The organism is Noviherbaspirillum galbum, assembly GCF_010974945.1.
Lineage (GTDB): Bacteria > Pseudomonadota > Gammaproteobacteria > Burkholderiales > Burkholderiaceae_D > Noviherbaspirillum > Noviherbaspirillum galbum.
Map to the genome: position 1 here is coordinate 74862 of NZ_JAAIVB010000010.1, position 21708 is coordinate 96569.

Genomic DNA, 21708 nt, shown 5'->3' on the forward strand with positions numbered 1-21708 from the left:
CTTTGGCGGCGGAGGCTGCGTCCTCGAGACGCAGGGGGACGCGTTCAAGCGGGTGGAGACGCGCCGTGGTCATGCGCCTGGCCGTGTTGCTGGTCGCGATGTCCGGCCTGGTCCTGTCGCCCTTCGCAAGGAGCGCGGATGCCGGGCCGGCCGGCGCATCCTTTCCCGTCTATCTCTACGCAAGCCCGGCGACGCAAGCCTTCTTCCAGGCGAATGAAGGCAATTACGACACCATCCTGGGTCAGTGGCGCACCTACCTGAGGGACACCGGCAAGGATTTCCGGGAACTCGGGCGCGCCGACCTGCTGGCCCAGCCTCCTCGCGGCGTGCTGGTGCTGGCATCGGCGCTGCTTCTAGATGACCAGGAACGCCGCGCGGTCGAGGAATTCGGACGCCGCGGCGGCAGCATACTCGGCAGCTGGGCCGTGGGCGCGCGCGATGGCAAGGGGGAATGGCGCGGCTTCCAGTTCGTCCAGGACCTGTTCGACCTGCGCGTCGCAGGCGAAATCACGCGGCAATCGGAGGAATGGTTCATCGCGCCGTCGGGAGACGGTCCTCTCACCTGGCCGCTGCCTGCCGGGCGGCGGATGTACCTCGGCAAGATCGCCGAAAACCCGCTGCGCATCGACGCCCGCAACGTCGCGGCACGCTACATGACCTGGGAGCGCAGCCGCGATCCCGCGCTCGCGAACGGCGCCATCGCCTTTTCCGAACGCTACGATTCACGCCGCGTCTACTTCGGCTTCTCCGAACCCGCGATGGATTTCCATCCGCGCGACGACATCTACCGGATGCTGGACGCCATCCTCGCCTGGCTGCGGCACGAACCGCGCGTGTACAAGGCAGCCTGGCCCGGCGGCAGGCTGGCGGCGCAGCTGATCGCGATGGAGGTCGACGGCGCGGCGGAAAGCGTCGCCGCCTTGTCGCAGCAGCTCGACGCGCTCGGCCTGCGCGCCAGCTTCTTCCTGATCACGAGCCAGGCCGGCGCTTTCCCCGACCTGCTGCGCAGCCTTGCGCGGCGCGGGCATGAACTTGCCTACCAGGCAGACGTTCCCGACGGCTTCAAGGACCAGAACGCGGAAATCCAGGAACAGCGCATGCTGGCGATGTTCGCGGACGTGCGGAAGATCGGCGGCCCGGGACCGCTCGCCCTGCATGGCTTCCGGGCGCCGAACGAATCGTATGACCAGTCCACCGAGATCCTGCTGCGCCGGCACGGCATGCAATACCACGTGGCGGACGCGGCGGCGACCATCGACCGTCTTCCTTACTTTTCCAGCGCCGAAAAGGCCGTCCCTCCGGAAAGCGCCCTGGTGGTGCTGCCGCGCACCAGCCTGGAAGACCTGGAATACCGCGGCGACGCCATGAACGAGGAGCGGGCCGGCATGCAGCTCGTGCGGGAATACGAGGAAGCGCTGAACATGGGCGCCCTCAACATGCTTCTGATCCATGCATCGAGCTACGCGTCCGGTTCCCCGGTCAATGCCGCGCTGCCGGCCTTCTTCCGTCGGCTTGCCGATTCCCGTGACAAGACCTGGGTGGCCCGCGCCGATGACATCGCCGCGTGGTGGCGCGCGCGCGACAGGGCCAGCGTGAAGGTGCGCGGCGAGGGCAGGGGGCAAGTGGTCGAGCTGACCGTCCGCGCGCCCGGGATCGGGCCTGGCCTCACCTTGATGGCGACGCAACCCGAGACCGGCGGTCCGCCGCCGCGCCTGGAACCGATGACGCCGTATTCGCCGGCCGTGGAAGGACGGCTGGTGGACAACCATCGGGCGGCGTTCGTTTTCAACCGGCTCGGGGCGGGAAGTTACTCGTATCGGGTGCTGTACTGAAGGGGAGCCCTCTATGTTTCGGTGTCGCGATCGGGCGGTTTCGAGTGTCCAGGGGGCTTCGGTCAATCCTGTCGGCCCCTGTTGTCCCCGTCACTCTTCCCCGCCAGGCATTCCCAATACCCAAAAAATTATTAATCCGCCCTAATAGATTATGAAGGTCATCCGTGGAGTTATATGATTGTCATGCGCCTGGAACCCGTGGCTTGCCATGACGGCGGCGGTCTCGCGGCAATCCGAGGTGCGGAACACTCATACCTATTACTTCAAGGGACATGCGATGAAACTCAAAAACGCCAGGATCGGGGTCAGGCTATCCATTGGTTTCGGTTTGATCTTGTTGCTGCTGATCGGGATGACCGCCCTGTCGCTCAACCGCATGTCCCAGCTGCAGGACCGCCTGACGCAGATCACCCGGCATAACGAAGTCGAGGTCAGCCTGCTCATGAACATGCGCTTCACCGTCATGGACAGGATGATCGCGCTGCGCAACCTGGCGCTCTTGACCGACCAGGCGGCGATGAAGCCGGAAGCGGAGCGTATCGCCAAGGGCAATGCCGGCTTCGAGGAAGCGCTGGGCAAGCTTCGCAACGAGATCCTGGGCGATGGCGTGGCCTCGGACGAAGAGAGGCAGCTACTGGACAAGGTCGCGGCCGACTCCGCCGCCGCGGCGCCGCTGATCGCCAGGACCATCGAGCTCGGGCTCGCGGGCATGCATGAGGAAGCCGCCACCGTCCTCATGACCGAATTGCGGCAGGTCCAGTTCCACTGGATGGCCGGCCTGAATGAATTCGCGAAGCTCAAGTCCCGGGAAAACGAAGACATGGTCGCGCAGTCGCAGGTCGCTTACCAGCAAACGCGCAACATGATGATCATCCTCGCCGTGCTCGCCGTGGTTCTTGGCATGGCCGTGGCGCGGGCGATCACGCTGGGCATCACCAATCCGCTCCAGCGCGCGGTGCTGGCCGCGCGCAAGGTGGCGGGCGGCGACCTGAGCCATGCCATCGAGGTGGACCGGCACGACGAGACCGGCCAGCTGCTGCAGGCCCTCAAGGACATGAACGGCGGGCTCGTGCGCATCGTGGCGGAAGTCCGCAGCGGCACGGACACTATCGCCACCGCGTCCGGCCAGATTGCCAGCGGCAACCTGGACCTGTCCTCGCGCACCGAACAGCAGGCCGGGTCGCTGGAAGAAACCGCATCCTCGATGGAAGAGCTGACCTCGACCGTCAGGCAGAACGCCGACAACGCCCGCCAGGCCAACCAGCTCGCGGGCTCGGCATCGGAAGTCGCCTCGCGCGGCGGCGCGGTGGTGGCCGAAGTGGTAGGGACGATGGATGCGATCAACGCATCCGCCAAGAAGATCGTGGACATCATCAGCGTCATCGACAGCATTGCGTTCCAGACCAACATCCTGGCGCTGAACGCGGCCGTGGAAGCGGCCCGCGCCGGCGAGCAGGGCCGCGGCTTCGCCGTGGTGGCCGCCGAAGTCCGCAACCTCGCCCAGCGCAGCGCTGCCGCGGCGAAGGAAATCACGACGCTGATCAACGATTCAGCCGAAAAGGTGGAAGCCGGAACCCGCCTTGTGGACCAGGCCGGCATGACGATGAGCGAGGTGGTGGACAGCGTCAGGCGCGTGTCGGACATCATCGGCGAAATCACTGCGGCGTCCAGCGAACAGCGCGCGGGCATCGAGCAGATCAACCAGGCCATCAACCAGATGGACGAGTCGACCCAGCAGAATGCGTCGCTGGTGGAACAGGCCGCCGCCGCCGCGCAGTCGCTGCAGGATCAGGCGGGCAGCCTGCTGCAGATGGTCAGCGTGTTCAAGCTCGGCGCGGGCGAGTCGTCGAAGGCGGCCGAAGCGTTCGAAACGTTCGAGGACGCCACCCTTGCATCCTCGGCTCCCAAGGCGCCCATCCTGTCCCTCGTCCGTTCTCTGGGGACGCGTTCCGAGAGCACGACCGGGAAAGTGGTACCGGCTAACCCGGCACATGCACGGCGCATGCGTGCGGTTGCCGGATCGGAGATGCAGTCGTTCTGAGGTTCGCGGGGCGCCGTGCCTTTGCGGGCGGCGCCCCGCAGCAAGAAAGTCACTCGGCGGCCAGGGCCGCCGCCATGGCCTGCACCACCGGCGCCCATTCACCGGCCGCCTGCTGGGGAAAGATCCGCATCGACGGATACCACGGCGAATCCTCGCGTCCGCGCATCCAGCGCCATTCGCTTTCGAAGCGGCTCATCATCCACACCCGTTTGCCCATGGCGCCTGCCAGGTGCGCCATCGACGTGTCCACCGTGATCACGAGGTCCATGCATGCCATCAGGGCGGCGGTTTCATAGACATCGCCGCATTCCTCGATCCAGTCGGTCAGCGGCAGGTTCGCCGCCGCGATCGCCGGCCCGCCTCCCTTTTGCAGGCTGAAGAAGCGCGTGCCCGGTACGCCGAACAGCGGCCCCAGCATGCCGAGGGTCACGCTGCGCTTGTAGTCGTGCTGGAACTGAGGATTGCCGCTCCAGACCAGGCCGATCTTCATGCCGTCCTGCGCCTGCACGCGCTCGCGCCAGCGCGCAACCGAGGCATCGTCCGGACGGATGTAAGGCACGTTGCGCGGGATCGTATCCAGGGTCGTGCCGAACATCGCGGGCATGCTCATCAGCGAGCAGTGGTAATCGAAGGCAGGGTAGGCGGCCGGGTCGAGCTGGTTGCCGATGCCGTCGACGCAACCGGAATTGTCGACGACGCGGTTGAGGAAGGACGGGCCGAGGACGTGGATGCGTTGTGCGCCGCGTTCCTTCAGCAGGGGAAGGTAGCGCATCATCATGAGGTTGTCGCCGATGCCGTGTTCCAGCCAGACCAGCAGGGTCTTGCCCCGCAGGTCTTCGCCGCGCCAGCGCGGCTTGCCGGCAAGGGTGCGCATGACGGTAGCCGTGCCCTTCAGGCCCTCGATGCCGTCGGCATCCAGCCGCATCTCGAACATCTGGAAACCCTTCCCGAGGTCGCCGGACAACAGGGTGGCTAGCGCCAGCGCCCAGCGGGCCTCGGTGAAGCCGGGCTTGGCGGCGGCGATGGCGTAATGCGCGATCGCGGCGTCCAGTTCGCCCTGGTCCTGCAGCAGGCCGCCTAGGTTGTAGTGCGCCTGAGGGTCGTCCGGCCTGGCTTCCAGCGCCAGCCGGTAATGGCCCAAGGCCGCATTGGCTTCGCCTTTTTGCCGCAGGACGTTTCCAAGGAAATGATGGAAATGGCCGCCGGCCGGAGCGGCAGGCGGGGCACTCGACAGGGCCTGCTCGAGCAGCGCTTGCGCCCTTGCCAGCTCGCCCGATTCGGCGAGGCGGGCCGCCATGTCGCAGAGTGCGGTGGCGGATTCTTCATGCGCCGGCGAAATGACCAGCGCCGCGAGGAAAAGTCGGCAGGCTTCATCGTGACTGCCCGCGCCGCGTTCGAGCAGCCCGAGCGTGTGATGGGCCAGCGGGATGCCGAGCGCCGCGATGCCGCCGTCGATGGCCAGCCGCAGGTGACCGGCTGCCTCGTCGGCGCGGCCCAGGGCATGCAGCACGATGCCCAGGTTGCAGCGCGCACGCAAGAGGCCGGGGTCGGCCACTAATGCCGCCTGGTACCGCTGCGCCGCCAGGTCCAGTTTCCCCTGGTTGAACAACGCGTCGGCTTCCTGCTTGAGCGCCGCCGCCGAGACGGCGATGTCTGCCGGTTCAGCTGCCTTCGCGGGCGCCTCGGCGGCCTGGCTTTCCGTGCGGCCTATCCATGCCTTGATTGCCTTGAGCATGCCGCGCTCAAAGCCGGTGCATGAGCAGCTTGGTCAAGGCATCGGCCTGGTTGCTTTCGTACTGGTGCTGCACCAGCTTCCAGCGGAAGGCATTGCCGAGCGCCGCCTTGCTGAACAGGTTGAGCTTGTGCCGGGTCTTGAATTCCGCCGCCTGCGCGAACAGGTTGTCGAGAACCTGTTCCTGCTTCTTCGCCGAGTACTGGCCTTTCTTGCCGCCCTGGACGGGGAGATGCTTCATGTAGTAGTCGGCGAGCGTTTCGCCGAAGGCGCTGGCTTCCTTAGATTTGAACCATCCAAACATTATGGTATTCCTGTCATGTTGTCGACATCGCGGCGCGGCCATCGAGTGACCATCGAAAGGCGCCCTGTTGAACGCTGGATGATACTTCGTATCGTTGCGTTCGCCTATCTCCCTTGGCGTCCGCCCAACGGTGCCGGCTGGCCGCATCCGGGAGCATCCCTTTACCCAGCTTTACATTTCCTTAACCGCCCTTAACCATTGCGCAACGGAAAATCGAATCGTCAGGCGATGGCGCGGATGCCGTCGCGATTCCCATTTCCTTGAGGAGCCACCATGGTTTCAAGCATCGGCAGCAACACGATTTCCGCATGGAGCAATGCCTTGTTTTCCACGCTCGACACCCGCAAGCAGGGGTACATCGAGCAAAGCGACCTGCAGTCCGCGTTCGACCAGATCGGCTCCACCACATCCTCAACCGCAAGCGCCAGCGGAACCCAGTCGACCGACGTCGCCGCGCTGTTCAAGCAGCTGGACGGCGACACCGACGGCAAGGTCACGCAAAGCGAGCTGACCAAGGCCTTGACCAAGGTTGCAGAGCAGCTCGACGGCCAGTTCAACCAGTCGCGCATGGAGCGCGGCATGCATGGCATGCATGGCGGCGGGCACGGTGGTCCCGGCGGGTTGCAAGGCATGCCACCTCCGCCCCCGCCTTCCTCATCGTCCTCGTCTTCTTCGTCTTCGGACGGCACGAACGCCGTCGATGCCGCGGGTTTCACCAAGGATGAATTGTCTGCCCAGTTGCAGGAGACCGGTTCCAGCGACAGCCGCCGCTCCAAGCTCCTGAACAGCCTCGTGAACAACTTCGACAAGGCGGATACGGACGGCGACGGCAAGATCAGCGCTAAGGAAGCGCATTCCTTCGCCCACGCCCAGAAGCACGCGAAAGCAGCCGGCAGCGATGGCACCGCCGCCGCAACCACCGGCGACGACCAGCAGGCCCGGGTGGCAATGCAGCTGCTCAAGCTGCTGCAAGCCTATGGCAACAACTCGGCAACGACGGGTTCGGTGGCAAGCACGGATTCGGGCAGCAGCGCGAGCGTGTCCGTGCTGGCCTAAGCAAATCTATAGAAGTTTTTTGACATGACCGCATGCTTTCAAACCACTGCCGTCATCCCCACGCAGGCGGGGATGACAGAGCACGATCAATGGTGTTTAGGTTAATTCAAAGGACCCTTAAGCACCCGCTTAGATTTCGCAGGCGGACGATTTGCGTCCGCCTCCTCTTCAACGCGTCGAGAATGGCCAGGCCGAGCCGGCCACGCTCGGCGCATTCTTTTCCGGCGTGACGGCGGGCGCCGCACGGCCTTCGAGGTAGTGGTCCAGCAGCGCATCGCCGTCATAGCCAAGCACGAAAAAGGCCAGCCCGCCCAGGGATTCGCGCCGCAAAAATTCTATCTTCTTCTGCATTGACCAGGTGTCTTCGTACCAGCCCTCGTAGTGACGGCGGTCCGACGCCTTGTACTGGTAGAACACCGTGCCGCTGAGGTCGTCGCGGCGCGCGCCATGCGTGCCGGCCCGCTCGCGGGTGTTGGCCTGGATGGCGGGCACCAGTCCTTCCGGCAGCGGAACCAGCGAGGTCGTGGCACCCTTTCCAATCGTCGGTCCGCGCGGCGCATCGCCTTTCACGCGCCATTCATAGCCGAAGAAGGGAAAGCTGAACAGCAGCCTGTCGCGTGGCACGCCGAGCTCAAGACCCTTCGCGAGCGCCTTTTCCCAGGTCATGGCCTCGGGGCCGCTCAGGGGACTGACCGGGCCGGCGGTCGGCGCGCCTGCCCAGTGCGCGTCATAGCCTTGCAGGATCACGGTATCGACCTGCGCGAGCGTGGCCTTGTCGTAGAGATTGACCGCCCCGCCGATGGGCAGGAAGACCGACAGGTGACGGCGCGGCGACTGCGCGTGCAGGGCGCGGGCGAGTTCATCCACGAACTGCTGCACGCCCTTTAGGCTGGCGGCCGGCACCGGATCATAGACTTCCAGGTCGAGGTGCAGGCCGGCCACGTCCTCATGCCGCGCCAGTTCCAGAGCGTCGCCCACCAGGCGCGCGCGGGCGCGCGCCGAGCCGAACAGGTGATTGAAGGCCTTGATGTCGAACATGGTCAGGACCAGGTCGACCGGCGTGCCGCGCTGCTTCATGCCGGCACGGAATTCCTGCCACTGGTCGGGCCAGCCGTTCCTGTCGGCGATGCGCCCGTCGGGCTTGATGCTGAGTTCGAAGAACAGCACCCTGTCGAGCCGGGCGGCTGACGCGCTGCGCCAGCTGTCAGGCATCCACCACGCCATGTAGCCGAGGGCCTGTGGCTGCGGCAGGGATTGCTGTTGAGCCTGGGGTTGCGGCCTGTTCTCGGACTGCGGCTGGGCCGGAGACGCTCCCTGCAGCAGCAGGAGCGCAGCCAGCAAGCCGGCGCGCAACAGGGAAGCACTCATCGCGAGGTGCTGTCGATCACCCAGTCGGCGACGTATTGGATGTCGAGGCTCGCCATGCAGCCCGGCTCATATTCGAGCACCGGGCGTTCGAAGGCCAGGGCCTGCGAAACCTTGGCATCCTTGTGCACGGCGACCGGGATCAGCTTGCCCGCGTAGGCATCGTACAAGGCGGTCCGGACCTGGTGGCCGAGCCGGCTTTGCGCCGGCATCTGGTTGATCAGCAGGTTCACGCCATGGAAGTTCTGTTCGTGCGCGGTGACCTCGCCGATCAGCCCCATCATCTTGCCCACCGTGGCGAAGGATGCCGCGTCCGCCAGCACGATCATGAAGGCGCGCTGCGACGCCAGCAGCGCCTGGTGCAGGTAGACCGTCGGGCCGGGCGGGGTGTCGAGCAGGACGTAGTCGAAATCGCTGTCTTCGAGAGATGCCACGCCGCGCGCCACCCAGTAAGGGTCCTCGCGCAGTTCGCGCTCGAACACTTCCAGCTCGTTGTCGGCCAGGCGGCCGAAGGGAATGAAATTGACGCCGAATGGGCTGTCGAAGATGGCGTTCGGCGAGATGCCTTCGCGCGACAGGCCGGCGATTTCTTCCGGGTCGAGGCCGAGATGGATGCGCTGGGCATTCTGCGGATCGAGGTCGATGATCAGAACCCGCTTGTCGCGCTGGGCGAGGGCGGTCGCGAGGTTGGCGGTGATCGTGGTCTTGCCCACGCCGCCCTTGCCGGAAATCAGGGAGATTACTTGCATGATGATGCCTTGCAGCGGTTGGACGAGCGTTTGGAGCGTTTGCGTTCGGCGCGCTTGCCTTCGGTCGTGTCGGTCGACTGGGCCGACGCGGGTTCCGCGGCCATCGCCTGCTGGGACAGGGCGACGGGCCAGGGCGTGGGCGGTTCCTGCGGCACGTTGTCATCCGCGAGGACCTCGTCCTCGCTGCGCACGGAATACGCCTTCACCCATTCGCGCAGGGCGTTGAGGTTGTCCTGGATGTCGGTGCGGTAGGGCGCCGCCTTCTGCGCGCGCGAGATGTAGTCGAGGGCGGTCAGGTAGTCGCCGGCGGCGGCCCGGGCCACGCCGAGGTTGTTCAGGGCGACGGGATCGTACGGCGCCATGCGCTGTTGCTCGGCGAAGCTCTTCGCCGCCGCCACGGTCTCGCCTTCGGCAAGGTAGGCGCGTCCGAGCTGGGCCGCGTCCTGCGGACCGGCGATGGCGTCCATGGCATGTACGGCGGCGAGCAGGGCGCCGGCCAGGATCAGGCGTTTCATCAGGATCTCCATGTCTTGCGTCCGCCGGGCGGCCGGAGGGTCATCGTCATGCGCAGCTTCAGGCCGTCGTCCTCGGCGGACTGCAGCGGGGCCGGCGCGCTGGCGGCCGGCATGCGGTAGTCGAAGGACACCTGCTGCATCGGCTGCGCCGGATGCATCTCATGCCCGCCGGCCGAAGCCTGGATGCGCGGATTGGCGGGCGGCACGGCGAACGGCGCCGGCGCGGCGGGACGCACGCTGTCGTTCCGGCCGCGCGGAAGTTCTTCCTTCGCCACCGGCTTGTCCGGCACCGATACCGAGGTCGGCATCTTGGGCTTCGCGGGCGGCTTGACCTGCTGCGCGGGAAGGTCGTAGGCAGGGGCCGGCGCGGTCTCGGCCGGCGGCGCAACCGCGTTCGGGATCGTCAGCAGGCCAGGGGCGGGCCGTCCGCTGGCCGGCCCGAGGTCGGGAATGGGCAGCAGGTTCGGGCCGCCGGGGGCCGGCGCGCGCGAGGCGGGGGAAACCTCGACCGCGTTGCTCACGAGGCGCAACTGCATGTGCGGCGGCACTCCGGTGAACGAATCGGCGTTCTGTTCCGCGGCGTGGGCGCGGCGGAAGAGGTCGATGGCCTTGTCGACGTTGCCCAGCGCCTTTTCCACGCGGCCGGCTGCGGCCAGGGCGCGGGGATGGCGCGGCGCGATGTCCAGCGCGGCCTTGGCATGCTGGTCCGCCTTGTCGTTGTCGCGCGCCGCCAGCGCGGAGTCGACGGCGATCAGCCGCTGCTCCAGGTCGCGCGGCTGGCGCTCGATGGCTTGCTCGATGACGGCCAGCGCCTGCGCCGGCTCGGCGGCGCTCCGGTGGATGCGTGCCATCGCCACCAGCACGCGGATGTCGTCGGAGCGCTGCATGATCGGCGCCAGGATCGCGGTGGCCTGGCCATACTGGCCGGATTCGCGCATGGTTTCGGCCAGCCGGATGGAATAGCTCAGGATGATGCCGTTGACCTCGTCCTGCTGCTGCCGGTTGAGCTTGCCCGGTGCCGACAGGTCGCGCAGCACCGCGGACAGTTCCGCGTCCTGGAAGTTGTTGAGCAGCAGCTCGGCATAACGGATGCGCGTGCTCGCGGTTTGCACCGGGCTGCGGCTCAGGATGTCGCGCATCAGGCGCAAGCCCTGCGCCGGCTGACCGGCGTCGTTCCAGCCTGCCGCCACCAGCGCCATCATCTGGTCGTTGCCGCGGGCGGCGGGCTCCAGCCTTTCCATCGTGGCCTGCGCCTGGCGGACGTCGCCGCGGCGGTACTGGTCCTTCGCCCGCGCGAGCTGGATCGTCAGCCAGATCCGGCGCTGCTCCTGCGCCATCTCGACGGTACGGACGTTTTGCGGAATGCGCTCGAAGGCGACCATGGCGTCGTCATACCGCTGCTGCGCGCCGAAGATGCGGGCGCGCGCGTACAGGGCGTCCGGATTGCCGGGATTGATGGCGAGCATGTCGTCCAGCAGGCTGCCGGCATTGTCGTAGGCACCCAGGCGTTCATACTGGCGCGCGAGACTGAGGCGGATGGCGGGCATCGCCGGATCCAGCAGCAGCGCGTTCTCGAGCTTGCTGACTGCATTGCGGTAGGTGCCGCGCTGCTCGTCGTCGAGCGCCTGGCGCAGCAGCGCAGCCGCCTTTGCCTTGTTGCCGCCTTCGAAACTGGCTTCCGCCGGCACCGCCACGTTCTGCGCCATCGGGGCAGCCAGCCCGGACGCCGGGCTTGCTGCGAACGCCGGATCGCTCGGCAGCCCGCGCAGGCGCGCGGCCACGACGGCGTCGTCCGGATGCGCCTGGAGATAGGCGGAATAGAGCGGCGCGTCGCCGGCATGGCTTTCCAACGCCAGCAAGGCCTGGCGCCAGGACGCCTTCACGTCCCGCGGGGCGTTCTTCTGTCCCGCAAGGTAGGCGAGCTGGCGCAAGGCTTCCCTGCGCGTGGCTTCGCGCTGCGCCAGGTGCTTGGCCAACGCGAACAGGGTGTTCGCGTCGCCGGGATGCTTGCGGGCGCGTTCCTCGAGCAGCAGGCGGGTTTCGGCCCAGTCGGCGGTGGCGGGAATCACAGGCTCGGCCTTCTCCGTCTTTTCTGCCTTATCGTTCTTCTCTACCTTCTCAGGCTTCTCGGTCTTTTCCTTTTCAGGCTTGGTCGTGATGGTCTTGACGGTGCGGTCGTCCTGCTTCGCCGCCGATGCGGATTGCTGCGCGGCCGCGAGCCTGGGCGGCTCGGCTTCCAGCTTGAGCCGCGGCTTGTCGGTGTCGGTCTTGGCGGGAGCCGCCGGCGGGGTGGACGGCTTCGCGCTTTCCGCCCTGGGTGCCTCGGCCACGCGCGGCACGTCGGCCGGCTTGCGCGCGACCGGAGCGCCTTTCTTTTCCGCGATCAGCGCCTGCAGGTCGTGCAGGCCGCGCGGCGCGGGCGACAACCGCGCCGCGCGCGCATACAGCACGTCGGCTTCCTTCAGGTTGCCCGAGCGCGCCTCGATGCCGCCGAGACGGATCAGCGCTTCCGGATGATTGGGACTGATGCGCAGCAGCTTGCGCAGCACGTCGGCGGCCAAATCGTCGCGATCCTTTTGCTGCCAGGCGCGCGCCTCATCCACGAGCTGGCTCGTCATGAGGTCGTCGGCCGGCCATGCCTGCTGCGCCAGCGGCAGCAGCAGGGTCAGCAGGCACACCGTCTTTTTCATGTTGCGCATGTCAAGTCAGGTTGATTTTCTTGCGCCTGGAGGCAACCCTACGCAGCGCGCGGTAGGCCACGGTGGCGACCACGAGGCAGCTCAGGAGCGCCGTGAAGGCGAACAGCAGGGGATGGTCGGCCAGGAACCAGCGGATCATGGCGAACGCCGGCAGCGAACCGAGCACATAAGGCTCGGCGACGCGGGCGTTGGCAACGCTCTTGTCGTCGACGATCGCCAGGTCGCCCTGGATCTGGCCGATGCGTTCCGGATCGAGCAGGGCGTCGCTGATCTTGCGCAAGTCGGCGGGACGGTCGGCATACAGGAACACCACGCTGCGGCTGGACTTGAGCGGCGATTCGAAGCCGAACACCGCGGACAGGTTGCCGTTGCTGACCAGGCTCATGCTGCCCGCGCCGCCGGATTCGGCGCGTTCGTCGTTCTGCCGCCAGCGGTAGGAGGGGAACCATGACTTCGATGGCGCGCGCACGCGGCGCTCGCCGTCGATCTGCACGAAGGGCAGTTTCTCGGCCCACTTTGCCATCAGGGTCTGGCTGTTGGATGCGCCGATCACGATGATGTCCTTGTCGCCGGCGGCATCGACGGCGTTCGGGCGCAGCAGCGCATGGCGGATCGCCGGATAGCCGGTCGCTTCGCCCATGCGGCCCATCACCGTCATGTAGAGGCCGAGCTCTTCCGCCGTCGGCCTTTCGGACAGCACCACCGCCGTTTCCGAGAGGTCGGCCATGCGGGTGAAGGGGTAGCCGACGTTGGCGAAATAGCCGAGGTTGGGCAGCACCGCGTATTTCGGGAAGCTGCTGAAGTCGATCGTCGATTCCGCGTCGATTGCGCCCTGCATGTTGTCAGGCGGCAGGTTCTTGCATTCGCCTTCCTTGATCAGGTCGAAGGTATAGGCGAACTGCAGCTGGTCGCGGCCGCCGAGCTCGTAGGGCGGCAGGTAGAGCGAGGCGTCGCGCACGGAATTGTTTTCCGCCTTCACCGGCACGATTCTGTCGAGGCCGTTGGCGCCCTGGCCCTTGTTGGGGCCGTTGATCGCCAGTGTGTCGATATAGGTCTGGTTCAGCGAGACGGCCAGCGTGGAATTGCGCTGCTCGGGCAGGCGCGTGGCGCGATATTTCAGCTTGAGTGGCGCGCCGGGCGTGCGCCAGGTGAACACGTCGGGCGGAACGCGGTAATTCACGCGGATCACGCCGGGATAGAAGCCCTGCACACGCAGGTCGCTGGGACGGGACAGCTCGCCGATGCGCACCGGGCGATCCACCGGAATCCAGGCGGGAGCGTCGTAGGGCTTGCGCGCCGGCGCGTCGCTTTCCTTGGTGACCGTGACCGACTGGCCGATCAGCGTGGGCGACACCAGCGCCAGCGCGCGCGCGGCGCGCAGGATGTCTTCCTCGTTGTTGCCGGCAACGAGCAGCAGCTTGGCAAGCGGGTTGGTCGGATGCGGATGGACCGACAGCGTCGCGCCCTTGGCCGGCTTCAGGCCAGCAAAACTGTCGTTCCCCTGCAGGAACACCACGGCATTCCCGTCGGGCAGCTTGTTCAGGTTGACCGGAAACTGTGCGCCCTTGCTGCCGGCCTGGATGCCGAACCACGATGCCACGATGCCGGCGGCGCGGATCGGGCCTGGCTGCGGATCCTGCACGAACACGAAGGGCAGCTTGAGCGCGGTGATGTCGCGCGTGTCGAGGAAGGGCGCCGGCAGGTTCTTCAGGTCGCTGTTGGTGGACACCGGCGCGAGCGTCAGTTCGATGCGCCCGAGGTCGCTCAGGGTCAGCCACAGCGAGGTGTGCCACGGGTCTTCGCACTGGCGGGTGTAGTGGCCGACCAGGTTGAAGCGCAGTTCGTTGAATTCGTTGAACAGGCGCGGATCGAGCGGGATCTCGCGCAGGTTGCCGACGTTCTTGCCCTGCGGCAGATTCTCGACCGAGACCACGCGCTCGTTGAGCAGCACGCGCAGGTGGCTCAGGTCGGGAAGAAGGGCGGGGGAATAGTCATAGGCCAGCCGCAGCTTCGCGCCGACCACCACTTCGTCCGCCCGCAGGGTGAAGCCGATGGACTGCGAACCGTCCACGCCGCGCAGCTTGAGCGAGGACCACGCGCCGAGCTGCTTGAAGGTGAGCGACACGGTGCGCTGACCGGCCGACGCCGCGGTGCTGCCGTCGCCGCCGTTGACCAGGCTGCTGTCGCGCGCCGGCTCGACAACTTCCTCGACCGGCGAAGCGTTTTCCTTGTGCTTCTTGCGCGATTTCGCCTCGGCAGGAATGGCAACGAGCAGCGATGCGGCCAGGGTGGTGAGCGCCACGCCGGCCAGTGTCGACTTGGCCGACCGGATCCAGGAAGTCCTTGTTGTCATGATTCGTCTTTTTTCCAAAATCGTAGCTTCTTGGCCAGTCCGGGCCAGGTCTTCATAGTTTGAACGGGGTTCGTTCCGAAATCCACGATGCCGATGAGGAAGGCAAGGATTCCGTTGGTGGCCCAGGCCGGAACGAGGCGGTCCGCCTCGCGTCCCGGCAGCCATTTCGGCCAGTTGTCGCCGCGCGCCATGACGGCTTCCGCGAAGGCGAGGTAGTCGGCGTGGGCCTTCGGATCGATGGCGACGCGCAGCAGGTGTTCGTCGCAGGAGAGAACGGTCGCCTCCACGGCAAGCTCGCGGTATCCATGGAAGATTGCGATGCGCAGCGCCGATCCGGTCCGGGCGGACAGCGCGCCTGGCAGTTCGATGTCCAGCGTGGTCGAGGGAAAGTTGAGCGTGGTGCAGGAGACCGTGCGGCCGAGGGGCATGCGCATCATCAGCGGCATGCGCCTGATCGCCTGCGCATGAATGCGGATTTCGCGCGCTTCGAACGCCACCGCCATCAGGGAAGCCAGCAGCAGCAGGTTGCACCCGCTCCACGCGAGATAAGCGAGTGCCATGTCGGCATCGGCCGGCGGCATGCCGTCCAGGCGCAGCAGGCCGGCGGCGAAGGCCGCAAGGTTCAGGCCGATGAGCAGGGCATAGGCCGCGCCCCGCCTGGCGCTGAAGGGCAGTCCGGGCCGCGGCGTGCCGGCTTCCCGCTTTCCAGGACGGGAAACGGCGGTGCGGACCACGCTGATGGCGGTGGGTATCAGCAGGTACAGGGCCACCAGGCCTTCCTTCAGGTCCGTGAAGATGCCCAGGCGCTTCGGCCCCTGCGCGCGGCCATGGGCGAGGTAGCCCTGCAGGTAGTGCGGGATGGCATAGCTGGCAAGCGCGGCGGGCGTGGCGCGCACGAGTTCGACGTCTTGCAGCAGGTAGGCCGCGGGCGCGGTGAAGAACAGCAGGCGGGCCAGCGGAAAGTAAAACTCCAGCATCGCGATCATGGAGGCGAGCCAGCGTTTTCCCGTCAGGACGACATACGAGAACGGGCTCGGCAAGACCGACAGGCCGGGCATGGCGTCGGTGTAGGCGTCGGCGGGTACGTTCTTGCAGAGATAGGCGGTGCCATAGTTCAGGCGATGGAAGATGAGCGCGGTTTCCTCGGCCTGCTGGTCGAACGCCGGCTCCATCGTCCCCGCTTCTTCCATCATGGCGCGCCTGACGATGGCGCACTGTCCGGCATGCGCTTCGCCGCACAGGGCGAGCACGTCCTCATCGGGCTCCGGCGCCAGCGGATGATGCGGCGTCATGGTGGCCGCCAGCTTGTAGTTGCGCGTGAACCAGGGTACGGTGGTCTTGAGGAGGTCTTTTCCGGCGCGGAAATCGCCATCGAGAAGGACCACCACTTCCGAATAGCTTTTCGACATGCCGTATCGGATGCCGCCGGCCATGCCGGCATGGCCGGGTTCCTGCGCATCGTAGTGCGCGCCAACGGCGGAGGCGAGGGCGGCGACGTCGGGGCGCAGCCTTTCGTCGACGAGGTGGATCTTCAGCTTGTTCTTCGGCCAGTCGAGGGCCAGGATGTCGATGACCGGTCCGCGCAGTTCTTCCAGCGACTTGCCATGGCAAAGCAGCATGACGTCGACGATGGGGACCTGCCGCGCATCCTCCGGCATCGGCAGGGGTGGACAGCGCATCGCCCACACGCCGCGCAGGAAGCGCAGGCCGAACAGCAGGAACAGGTACGCCTCGGCGGCGAGCAGGCCGAAGCCGAGCAGGAAGTCCGGGCCCAGTTCCGGCGAGAGCGTTTCGGTGACGCGCCAGTCCGCGTAGCGCAGCGCCACCAGCGTCGAGAAGCCGCCGAGCAGCAGGGTGATCCAGGTCCCGGAATACCGGTTCAGGAAAACCGAAATCCCGAGCAGGACGGCGGAAATGATGACCTGGTCGTGCACCGGATAGCGCACCGTCACCACGAAAACAAGCGCCGCCAGGCACAGGACCGTGGCGACGCCGGAGAGGATGGCGGAAGACCAGAAGGAAGCGTTGACGAGACGCTTGATGATCACGTTGGGTTTCCCGCGCGCGTACGGCACCTTCAGCCCGGCCGTGGAAGCCTTGCCCCAGCGCTCGCGCCACAAGGAAAGAACCGAACGTGGATTCATCGATTCAGAATATCGACCAGCCAGTTGGCGAGGCGGGCGACGTCGTGGCTGGCCTGGCCGTGCGGATCGTAGGCCATCACCGGTTGCTGGAATGCCAGCGCTTCGCCCACGGCTTCGTCGGCATGCACGCTCACTTGCGCCAGGCGTTTGCCGAGGTGCTGGCGCAGCAGGTTGGTCACGTCGCGGCTGAGCGGTTCCGAGGTGTCCACCTGGTTGAGGACGTACACGCTGGGCATGCCGCGCCGGAATTCATCCATCTCCTCCAGCCAGGCTTCCATCGCGGGGATGGTGGCATAGGAACCGGCGTCGGCCAGGAGGACGATCAGCAGGATGTCCGCGCAGGCAAAGACCTGCTTCAGGTAGACCGACGGCCCCGGCGGGGTATCGATCAGCACCACCGCGTTGTCATCGAGGCCGGCGCGCCGGATCTGGTCGCCGACGTAGGTGGCGCGCCTGGCGAGATGGGCCTCGAAGGCCAGCCGGTCTTCTTCCGCGCCGGCGCCGTAAGGCAGGCAGGTGACGTCGTAGTCCGATTCGCAGGCCACGCCGCGCCAGTCCGCGCCGCGCACGGTGGCTTCGCAGACGCCGTCGCGGGTGCCTTCTTCGATGCCGAAGTGCCAATGCAATGCATTCTGCGGATCGAGGTCGACCACGGAGACGCGTCCGTGTCCGAGCCGAGATGCGAGCGCCGATGCCAGGTTGGCGGTGATGGACGTCTTGCCCACCCCGCCCTTCATCGAGACGATTCCAATGACACTCATCGCTTGCCAAACCATCCAAACAGGGAACCGCGGGACTGGCTCGGCTCCGGGGCGTCGTCATCCTTCTCTTCAAGGCGGGCGAATACGCTCGACAGGTTCTTGTCCTTCACCGGTTCGGCGATCGGCTGGCGCGCCGGTTGTGCTTCCTCGCTGCGCTTGCCGAACAGGCCAGGCTTGCCTTCCTCGACCGGCGCCGCAGGAGCGCGGCGCGCAAACAGGCCGGGCCGCTCTTCCGGCGCCGCCGCTTCCGCGCGCCTGCCGAACATGCCTGGCCGTTCCGGGTTGGCCTGTGCCGGTTGCGCGGCTTGCACCGGCGCGGCGGCAGGGCGTCCGAACAGGCTGCCGTCCCTGGTCTCGCGAGGCATTTCCGCAGGCGGCGCTACGGTTTGCGGTGCGGGCTGCGGCTTGGCCGCGCGCTTGGCAAACATGCCAAGGCCGCCGCGTGCCTCGCTCATGTCTTCCTGCTCATCCTGCGCTTCGCTCGCGCGCGCGAAAAGCGCGCGTGCGCCGTCCTGGCGGGCGGGAGCGGATGCATGGTTGTCAACGGCGTTCATGGAGATGTCGTCATCCGGCGGGGGAGCGGTCAAAGGCGATCGTGCTGAGACATTCCCGGCGGCCATCTTGTTCAAACTTTCGGCGAGCTTGTCGCCGAGGCTGGGCAGGGTCAGCGCCTGCTTGCGCGCGCTGGCGGCGGGACGTCCCGGCGGGCCGATGTGCTGGCGCGCGCGCGGATGCAGCGGCGGCGTGTCTTCCGGCTTGGCCGGACGCATGGTCTTGAGCAGGGGCCAGCGCTGTTCGGCTTCCTGCGCGAGCGTGCTGGAAGCGCTCTTGTCTTCCGACCTGTCTGCGGCGACCGACCGGAACAGCTGTGACATGTTGTGATCGAATTGGCTCATTGGCGTCCTGGCAAGCGGTGGGTTGTCGGTCGGTTCAGCGGCCGAAGCGCAGGTGGATTTCCATGCCCTCGGCAGCGGCGCCCATGTGCCGGACCGCCATCTTGTCGCCCGCGCCGAGGACCTTGAAGATCGACTGGTAGAAACCTTCGAGCAGGGCGGCGGTCCAGTTGATCGTCTGCTGGCCGAATGCCTCCGCCAGTGGCGACGCATAGTGGACGATGTCCATGCCGCCCTTGACCTCGTTCAGCGCGACCCAGCCCCAGTTCACATGGGCCCAGTAGGCATTGAGGCGCTCCTGCAGCTGGTCGAGGGTTTGCACGCTCTGGAAGTGCTCGCTGGCGCTCGCCGCCATGCGGCCGCCGATCGCGTGGAACAGGCGCGCCAGGTCGCCTTCGTCGGCAGATCCCGCCAGTTCGGAACCCATTGCCCGCAGCACGGGCAGCCATTGGACCGAAACCTGTTGGCCACGGAAGTATTTTTCCAGAGTGTCTGTAGTCATGCGCAAATGTCCTCGGCCCAGAAACGAAAGATGTTTTTTTGGCGAAGCGGCAGGCAACCTTGGCGTACCATCGGGTTGATATGAATCGTAACAACCCTTGCGCAATCCGCTTGCAATTAGATGTTAATTATAATTGTGTTTTCCTCGAATTTCGCATCGGCAACAATAACTCGCAAGGGGTTGTGTCCGAAAGAACGCATTTCCCTCCGGTTGTATTTCCATACGGAAATAATTGACGGATTTCCGCCTTGCCTAGGCTTGGCGCGCAAATGAACCGGCAATAAAAAACCGCGGCCGTGTTTCCACGTCGCGGCGCGTGCCGGGGATGCCCGGACAGGGCAACTCACCCTTCCTTCGAATGTTTTTTCAGAGCCCGGCGACCAGCGTCGCCGTTGACCCGGTCGTTGCATTTCCGGTCACGGTAGCCGTCTGCAAGCTGACGCCATCACTGAATTCCGGCACCGACGCGCAGCTGGCATTCGTCGTTGCCGAGGCGTCCATGGTCGCGGTGGCCGTGGCATCGGTGATCGTTCATCGTGCCCATCCTTGGTTGCCTGTGAATGGGGCGACTATATCTACGGCCTCGGGGCAGATCTGCCTTGAAGGTGCAAAGGCCGGTAAAGAAGAGTAAAGAGCGATGCCAGGCTGGCCATTTACCTGAATTTACCTCCGCTGTCACCGATTTACAGGGACGGGGCGGACAATCCGGTCCATGCATTCGCGCATCCCAGGCTAACGTTCACAGGAGAACAAGACATGACTTCGCTTTTTCGCTTTTCCGGCAAGGCCAGGCTGATCGCCGCCATCGCGGCCAGTCTGCCGCTGTTCGCGGGAGCCATGCCGCCGGGCATGGACATGCCCATGGCGCACGGCCACGACATGCGCGGCGAGGATAGGCATGGCAACCATGGACCGCATGGCGGCGGACTGATGCCGCTGCTGCACGGCCTGACGCTGGACGAGGCGCAGCAGGACAAGATCTTCCAGATCCACCATGCGCTGGAACCCCAGGTGCGGGACCAGCACAAGGCACTGATGAAAGCCCGCAAGGCTTTGTCCGAGCTGGCCTTGTCCGGCCAGTACAGCGATGCCAGGGGCAAGCCGATCGCCGACGCGATCGCCCGCTCGTCGGGAGAACTGGCCCTGCTCCATGCGCGTGCCGAAAGCCAGATCCTTGCCGTGCTCACGCCTGAGCAGCGGGCCAGCGTCGAGACCACGCGCAAGCGCATGGAAGCGGAGCGGGGCAGGCCGATGCCCGGCATGCAGGGCACGCCGCCCGGTGCGCCTGGCGCGCAGATGCCTCCCATGCCTCCAGCCCAGCGCTAGCGCTTTCGCTCCCTTTCTTCCCGTGATTGCGGCGACGGGAATTTCCACGCCTTCGATGAAGGCGTGGCTTTTTCCATTTCAAGGCGGTGGCATCTCCGGTAAATTCCTGTAAAGATAAGCTGCCCGAGAAGGCGCGTTTTCACGGTCGCGCTTATCATGGCGCACCTCCCCAACCCGATGCATGAAGTAAACACATGGCAAGAGTCCTGCTGATCGATGACGACGTGGAACTGGTTGAAATGCTCAAGGAATACCTCGAGCAGGACGGCTTCACCGTGCATGCCGCCCATGACGGCCAGCAAGGCTTGGTCGCCGCGCTGACGGGGCACTTCGACATTGCCGTGCTGGACGTGATGATGCCCAAGGTCGATGGCGTGGACACCCTGCGCCGCCTGCGCCGCGACAGCCAGATGCCGGTGCTGATGCTGACCGCCAAGGGCGACGACATGGACCGCATCCTCGGACTGGAACTCGGCGCGGACGATTACGTGCCCAAGCCCTGCACCCCGCGCGAACTGAGCGCGCGCCTGCGCGCCATCCTGCGCCGCGCGCGGCCGGCGCAGGAAGACAGCGATGCCCCATCGCACCTCGTTGCCGGCCCGCTCGAAATGTGGCCCGAGCAGCGCCGCGCGCAATGGAGCGGCACCCCCGTCGAACTCACCAGCACAGAATTCAACCTGCTCGAAGTCCTGCTGCGCAATGCCGGCAAGACGGTCAGCAAGAACGAGCTGTCCGAGAAGGCGCTCGGACGTCCGCTGGCGCGCTTCGACCGCAACGTCGACGTCCACATGAGCAGCCTGCGCCAGAAGCTGGGCGTGCTGCCAGATGGACGTTCCTGCATCCAGACCGTGCATCGCCAGGGCTACCTGCTGCTGAAGGCCTGACGGTGGGCCGGCTTTTCTGGAAGATCTTCTTCTCCATCTGGCTTGCCCAGGCCATCGTCGTCATGACGGTCAGCGGCGGCATCTGGATCAAGGACAGGCATCGCGCCCGCCTGGCGGAAAGCATCGAACTGGGGCCGCCGGCCAATTTCCTGCTGGACGCCGCCGTCGCCACGCTGCGCGCGGGCGGCACCCGGGCGCTGCGCGAGCTGCTCGAGCAGAACCGCCGCGAGCAGATCTACGTGATCGACGACCAGGGACGCGACCTGCTCGGCCGCGACGTCAACCAGGCCACGCTGGCCCAGGTCAGGCAACTGCGCGAACAGAACGCCTATACCCATGCCATACGTTCCATCGTTGCCGAGGACGGCGGCAACTGGCTGCTCTATGCGATGCGGCGCATGCCACCCGGGCCAGCACCGGGCGGGCCCGAGGCCGCCGGTGGTCCGCCGCCGGAGCGCCGAGGCGACCATCCGGGCGCGCCGCCCATGCCGGACCTCCGCGCATCCGGGCAGGCAGGGCCGCCGCCCGGGCCTCCTCCGGGCGCACCCGAGG

At 66.2% G+C, this 21708-nt stretch carries 17 protein-coding genes and 1 pseudogene; 7 read left to right on the top strand and 11 right to left on the bottom strand.

What is annotated here, in order from left to right:
• Positions 1–71: 71 nt before the first annotated feature.
• Positions 72–1832 (top strand): polysaccharide deacetylase family protein, encoded by a 1761-nt coding sequence (locus G3574_RS02920; protein WP_235952963.1) that lies wholly within the window; start codon positions 72–74, stop codon positions 1830–1832.
• Between the two features lie 277 nt (positions 1833–2109).
• Positions 2110–3873, top strand: coding sequence for a methyl-accepting chemotaxis protein (locus tag G3574_RS28765; RefSeq protein WP_163960516.1), 1764 nt, complete (start codon positions 2110–2112; stop codon positions 3871–3873).
• Positions 3874–3922: 49 nt separating this feature from the next.
• Here the strand turns inward: G3574_RS28765 and G3574_RS02930 are convergent, their stop codons facing one another.
• Positions 3923–5608, bottom strand: a complete 1686-nt coding sequence (locus G3574_RS02930; RefSeq protein ID WP_163960517.1) for a tetratricopeptide repeat protein — start codon at positions 5606–5608, stop codon at positions 3923–3925.
• Positions 5609–5615: 7 nt separating this feature from the next.
• Complete coding sequence (locus G3574_RS02935) at positions 5616–5909, bottom strand: hypothetical protein (RefSeq protein ID WP_163960518.1); 294 nt, start codon at positions 5907–5909, stop codon at positions 5616–5618.
• 273 nt (positions 5910–6182) lie between these two features.
• Here G3574_RS02935 and G3574_RS02940 point away from each other — a divergent pair, with 273 nt between their 5' ends.
• Positions 6183–6965, top strand: a complete 783-nt coding sequence (locus G3574_RS02940) for an EF-hand domain-containing protein (RefSeq protein ID WP_163960519.1) — start codon at positions 6183–6185, stop codon at positions 6963–6965.
• Positions 6966–7133: 168 nt separating this feature from the next.
• Here the strand turns inward: G3574_RS02940 and G3574_RS02945 are convergent, their stop codons facing one another.
• Genes G3574_RS02945 through bcsD form a run of 9 tightly spaced genes read right to left on the bottom strand, consistent with a single transcriptional unit; the run spans position 7134 to position 18946 of the window.
• Positions 7134–8333, bottom strand: coding sequence for a glycosyl hydrolase family 18 protein (locus G3574_RS02945; protein ID WP_163960520.1), 1200 nt, complete (start codon positions 8331–8333; stop codon positions 7134–7136).
• Positions 8330–9079, bottom strand: coding sequence for a cellulose biosynthesis protein BcsQ (bcsQ, locus tag G3574_RS02950; protein WP_163960521.1), 750 nt, complete (start codon positions 9077–9079; stop codon positions 8330–8332). Before bcsQ (G3574_RS02950) ends, G3574_RS02945 begins: the two co-directional genes overlap by 4 nt.
• Positions 9070–9594: a hypothetical protein gene (locus G3574_RS02955; RefSeq protein ID WP_163960522.1), complete on the bottom strand. Its 525-nt coding sequence runs from the start codon at positions 9592–9594 to the stop codon at positions 9070–9072. The genes bcsQ (G3574_RS02950) and G3574_RS02955 overlap by 10 nt, the downstream gene beginning before the upstream one ends.
• Positions 9594–12293 (bottom strand): tetratricopeptide repeat protein, encoded by a 2700-nt coding sequence (locus G3574_RS02960; RefSeq protein ID WP_163960523.1) that lies wholly within the window; start codon positions 12291–12293, stop codon positions 9594–9596. Before G3574_RS02960 ends, G3574_RS02955 begins: the two co-directional genes overlap by 1 nt.
• 1 nt (position 12294) lies before the next feature.
• Positions 12295–14646: a cellulose biosynthesis cyclic di-GMP-binding regulatory protein BcsB gene (bcsB, locus tag G3574_RS02965; protein WP_163960524.1), complete on the bottom strand. Its 2352-nt coding sequence runs from the start codon at positions 14644–14646 to the stop codon at positions 12295–12297.
• The gene (locus G3574_RS02970; RefSeq protein WP_163960525.1) at positions 14643–16790 is read right to left on the bottom strand and encodes a glycosyltransferase family protein; all 2148 of its coding nucleotides are present in this window, start codon (positions 16788–16790) and stop codon (positions 14643–14645) included. The genes bcsB and G3574_RS02970 overlap by 4 nt, the downstream gene beginning before the upstream one ends.
• Positions 16787–17551 (bottom strand): cellulose biosynthesis protein BcsQ, encoded by a 765-nt coding sequence (gene bcsQ / locus G3574_RS02975; RefSeq protein WP_163960526.1) that lies wholly within the window; start codon positions 17549–17551, stop codon positions 16787–16789. Before bcsQ (G3574_RS02975) ends, G3574_RS02970 begins: the two co-directional genes overlap by 4 nt.
• A complete protein-coding gene (locus tag G3574_RS02980; protein WP_163960527.1) occupies positions 17548–18447 on the bottom strand; it encodes a hypothetical protein in 900 nt (299 codons plus the stop codon). Before G3574_RS02980 ends, bcsQ (G3574_RS02975) begins: the two co-directional genes overlap by 4 nt.
• 34 nt (positions 18448–18481) lie before the next feature.
• Positions 18482–18946: a cellulose biosynthesis protein BcsD gene (bcsD, locus tag G3574_RS02985; protein ID WP_163960528.1), complete on the bottom strand. Its 465-nt coding sequence runs from the start codon at positions 18944–18946 to the stop codon at positions 18482–18484.
• Between the two features lie 358 nt (positions 18947–19304).
• Here bcsD and G3574_RS02990 point away from each other — a divergent pair, with 358 nt between their 5' ends.
• The 4 genes and pseudogenes from G3574_RS02990 to G3574_RS28055 all read left to right on the top strand — a co-directional run.
• A complete protein-coding gene (locus G3574_RS02990; RefSeq protein WP_163960529.1) occupies positions 19305–19577 on the top strand; it encodes a hypothetical protein in 273 nt (90 codons plus the stop codon).
• Positions 19578–19702: 125 nt separating this feature from the next.
• The gene (locus G3574_RS02995; protein ID WP_163960530.1) at positions 19703–20272 is read left to right on the top strand and encodes a Spy/CpxP family protein refolding chaperone; all 570 of its coding nucleotides are present in this window, start codon (positions 19703–19705) and stop codon (positions 20270–20272) included.
• Between the two features lie 194 nt (positions 20273–20466).
• On the top strand, positions 20467–21156 hold the full coding sequence (locus G3574_RS03000; RefSeq protein WP_163960531.1) for a response regulator transcription factor: 690 nt from the start codon (positions 20467–20469) through the stop codon (positions 21154–21156).
• A gap of 2 nt (positions 21157–21158) precedes the next feature.
• Positions 21159–21708, top strand: a pseudogene (locus G3574_RS28055) (hypothetical protein); the annotation flags it as partial.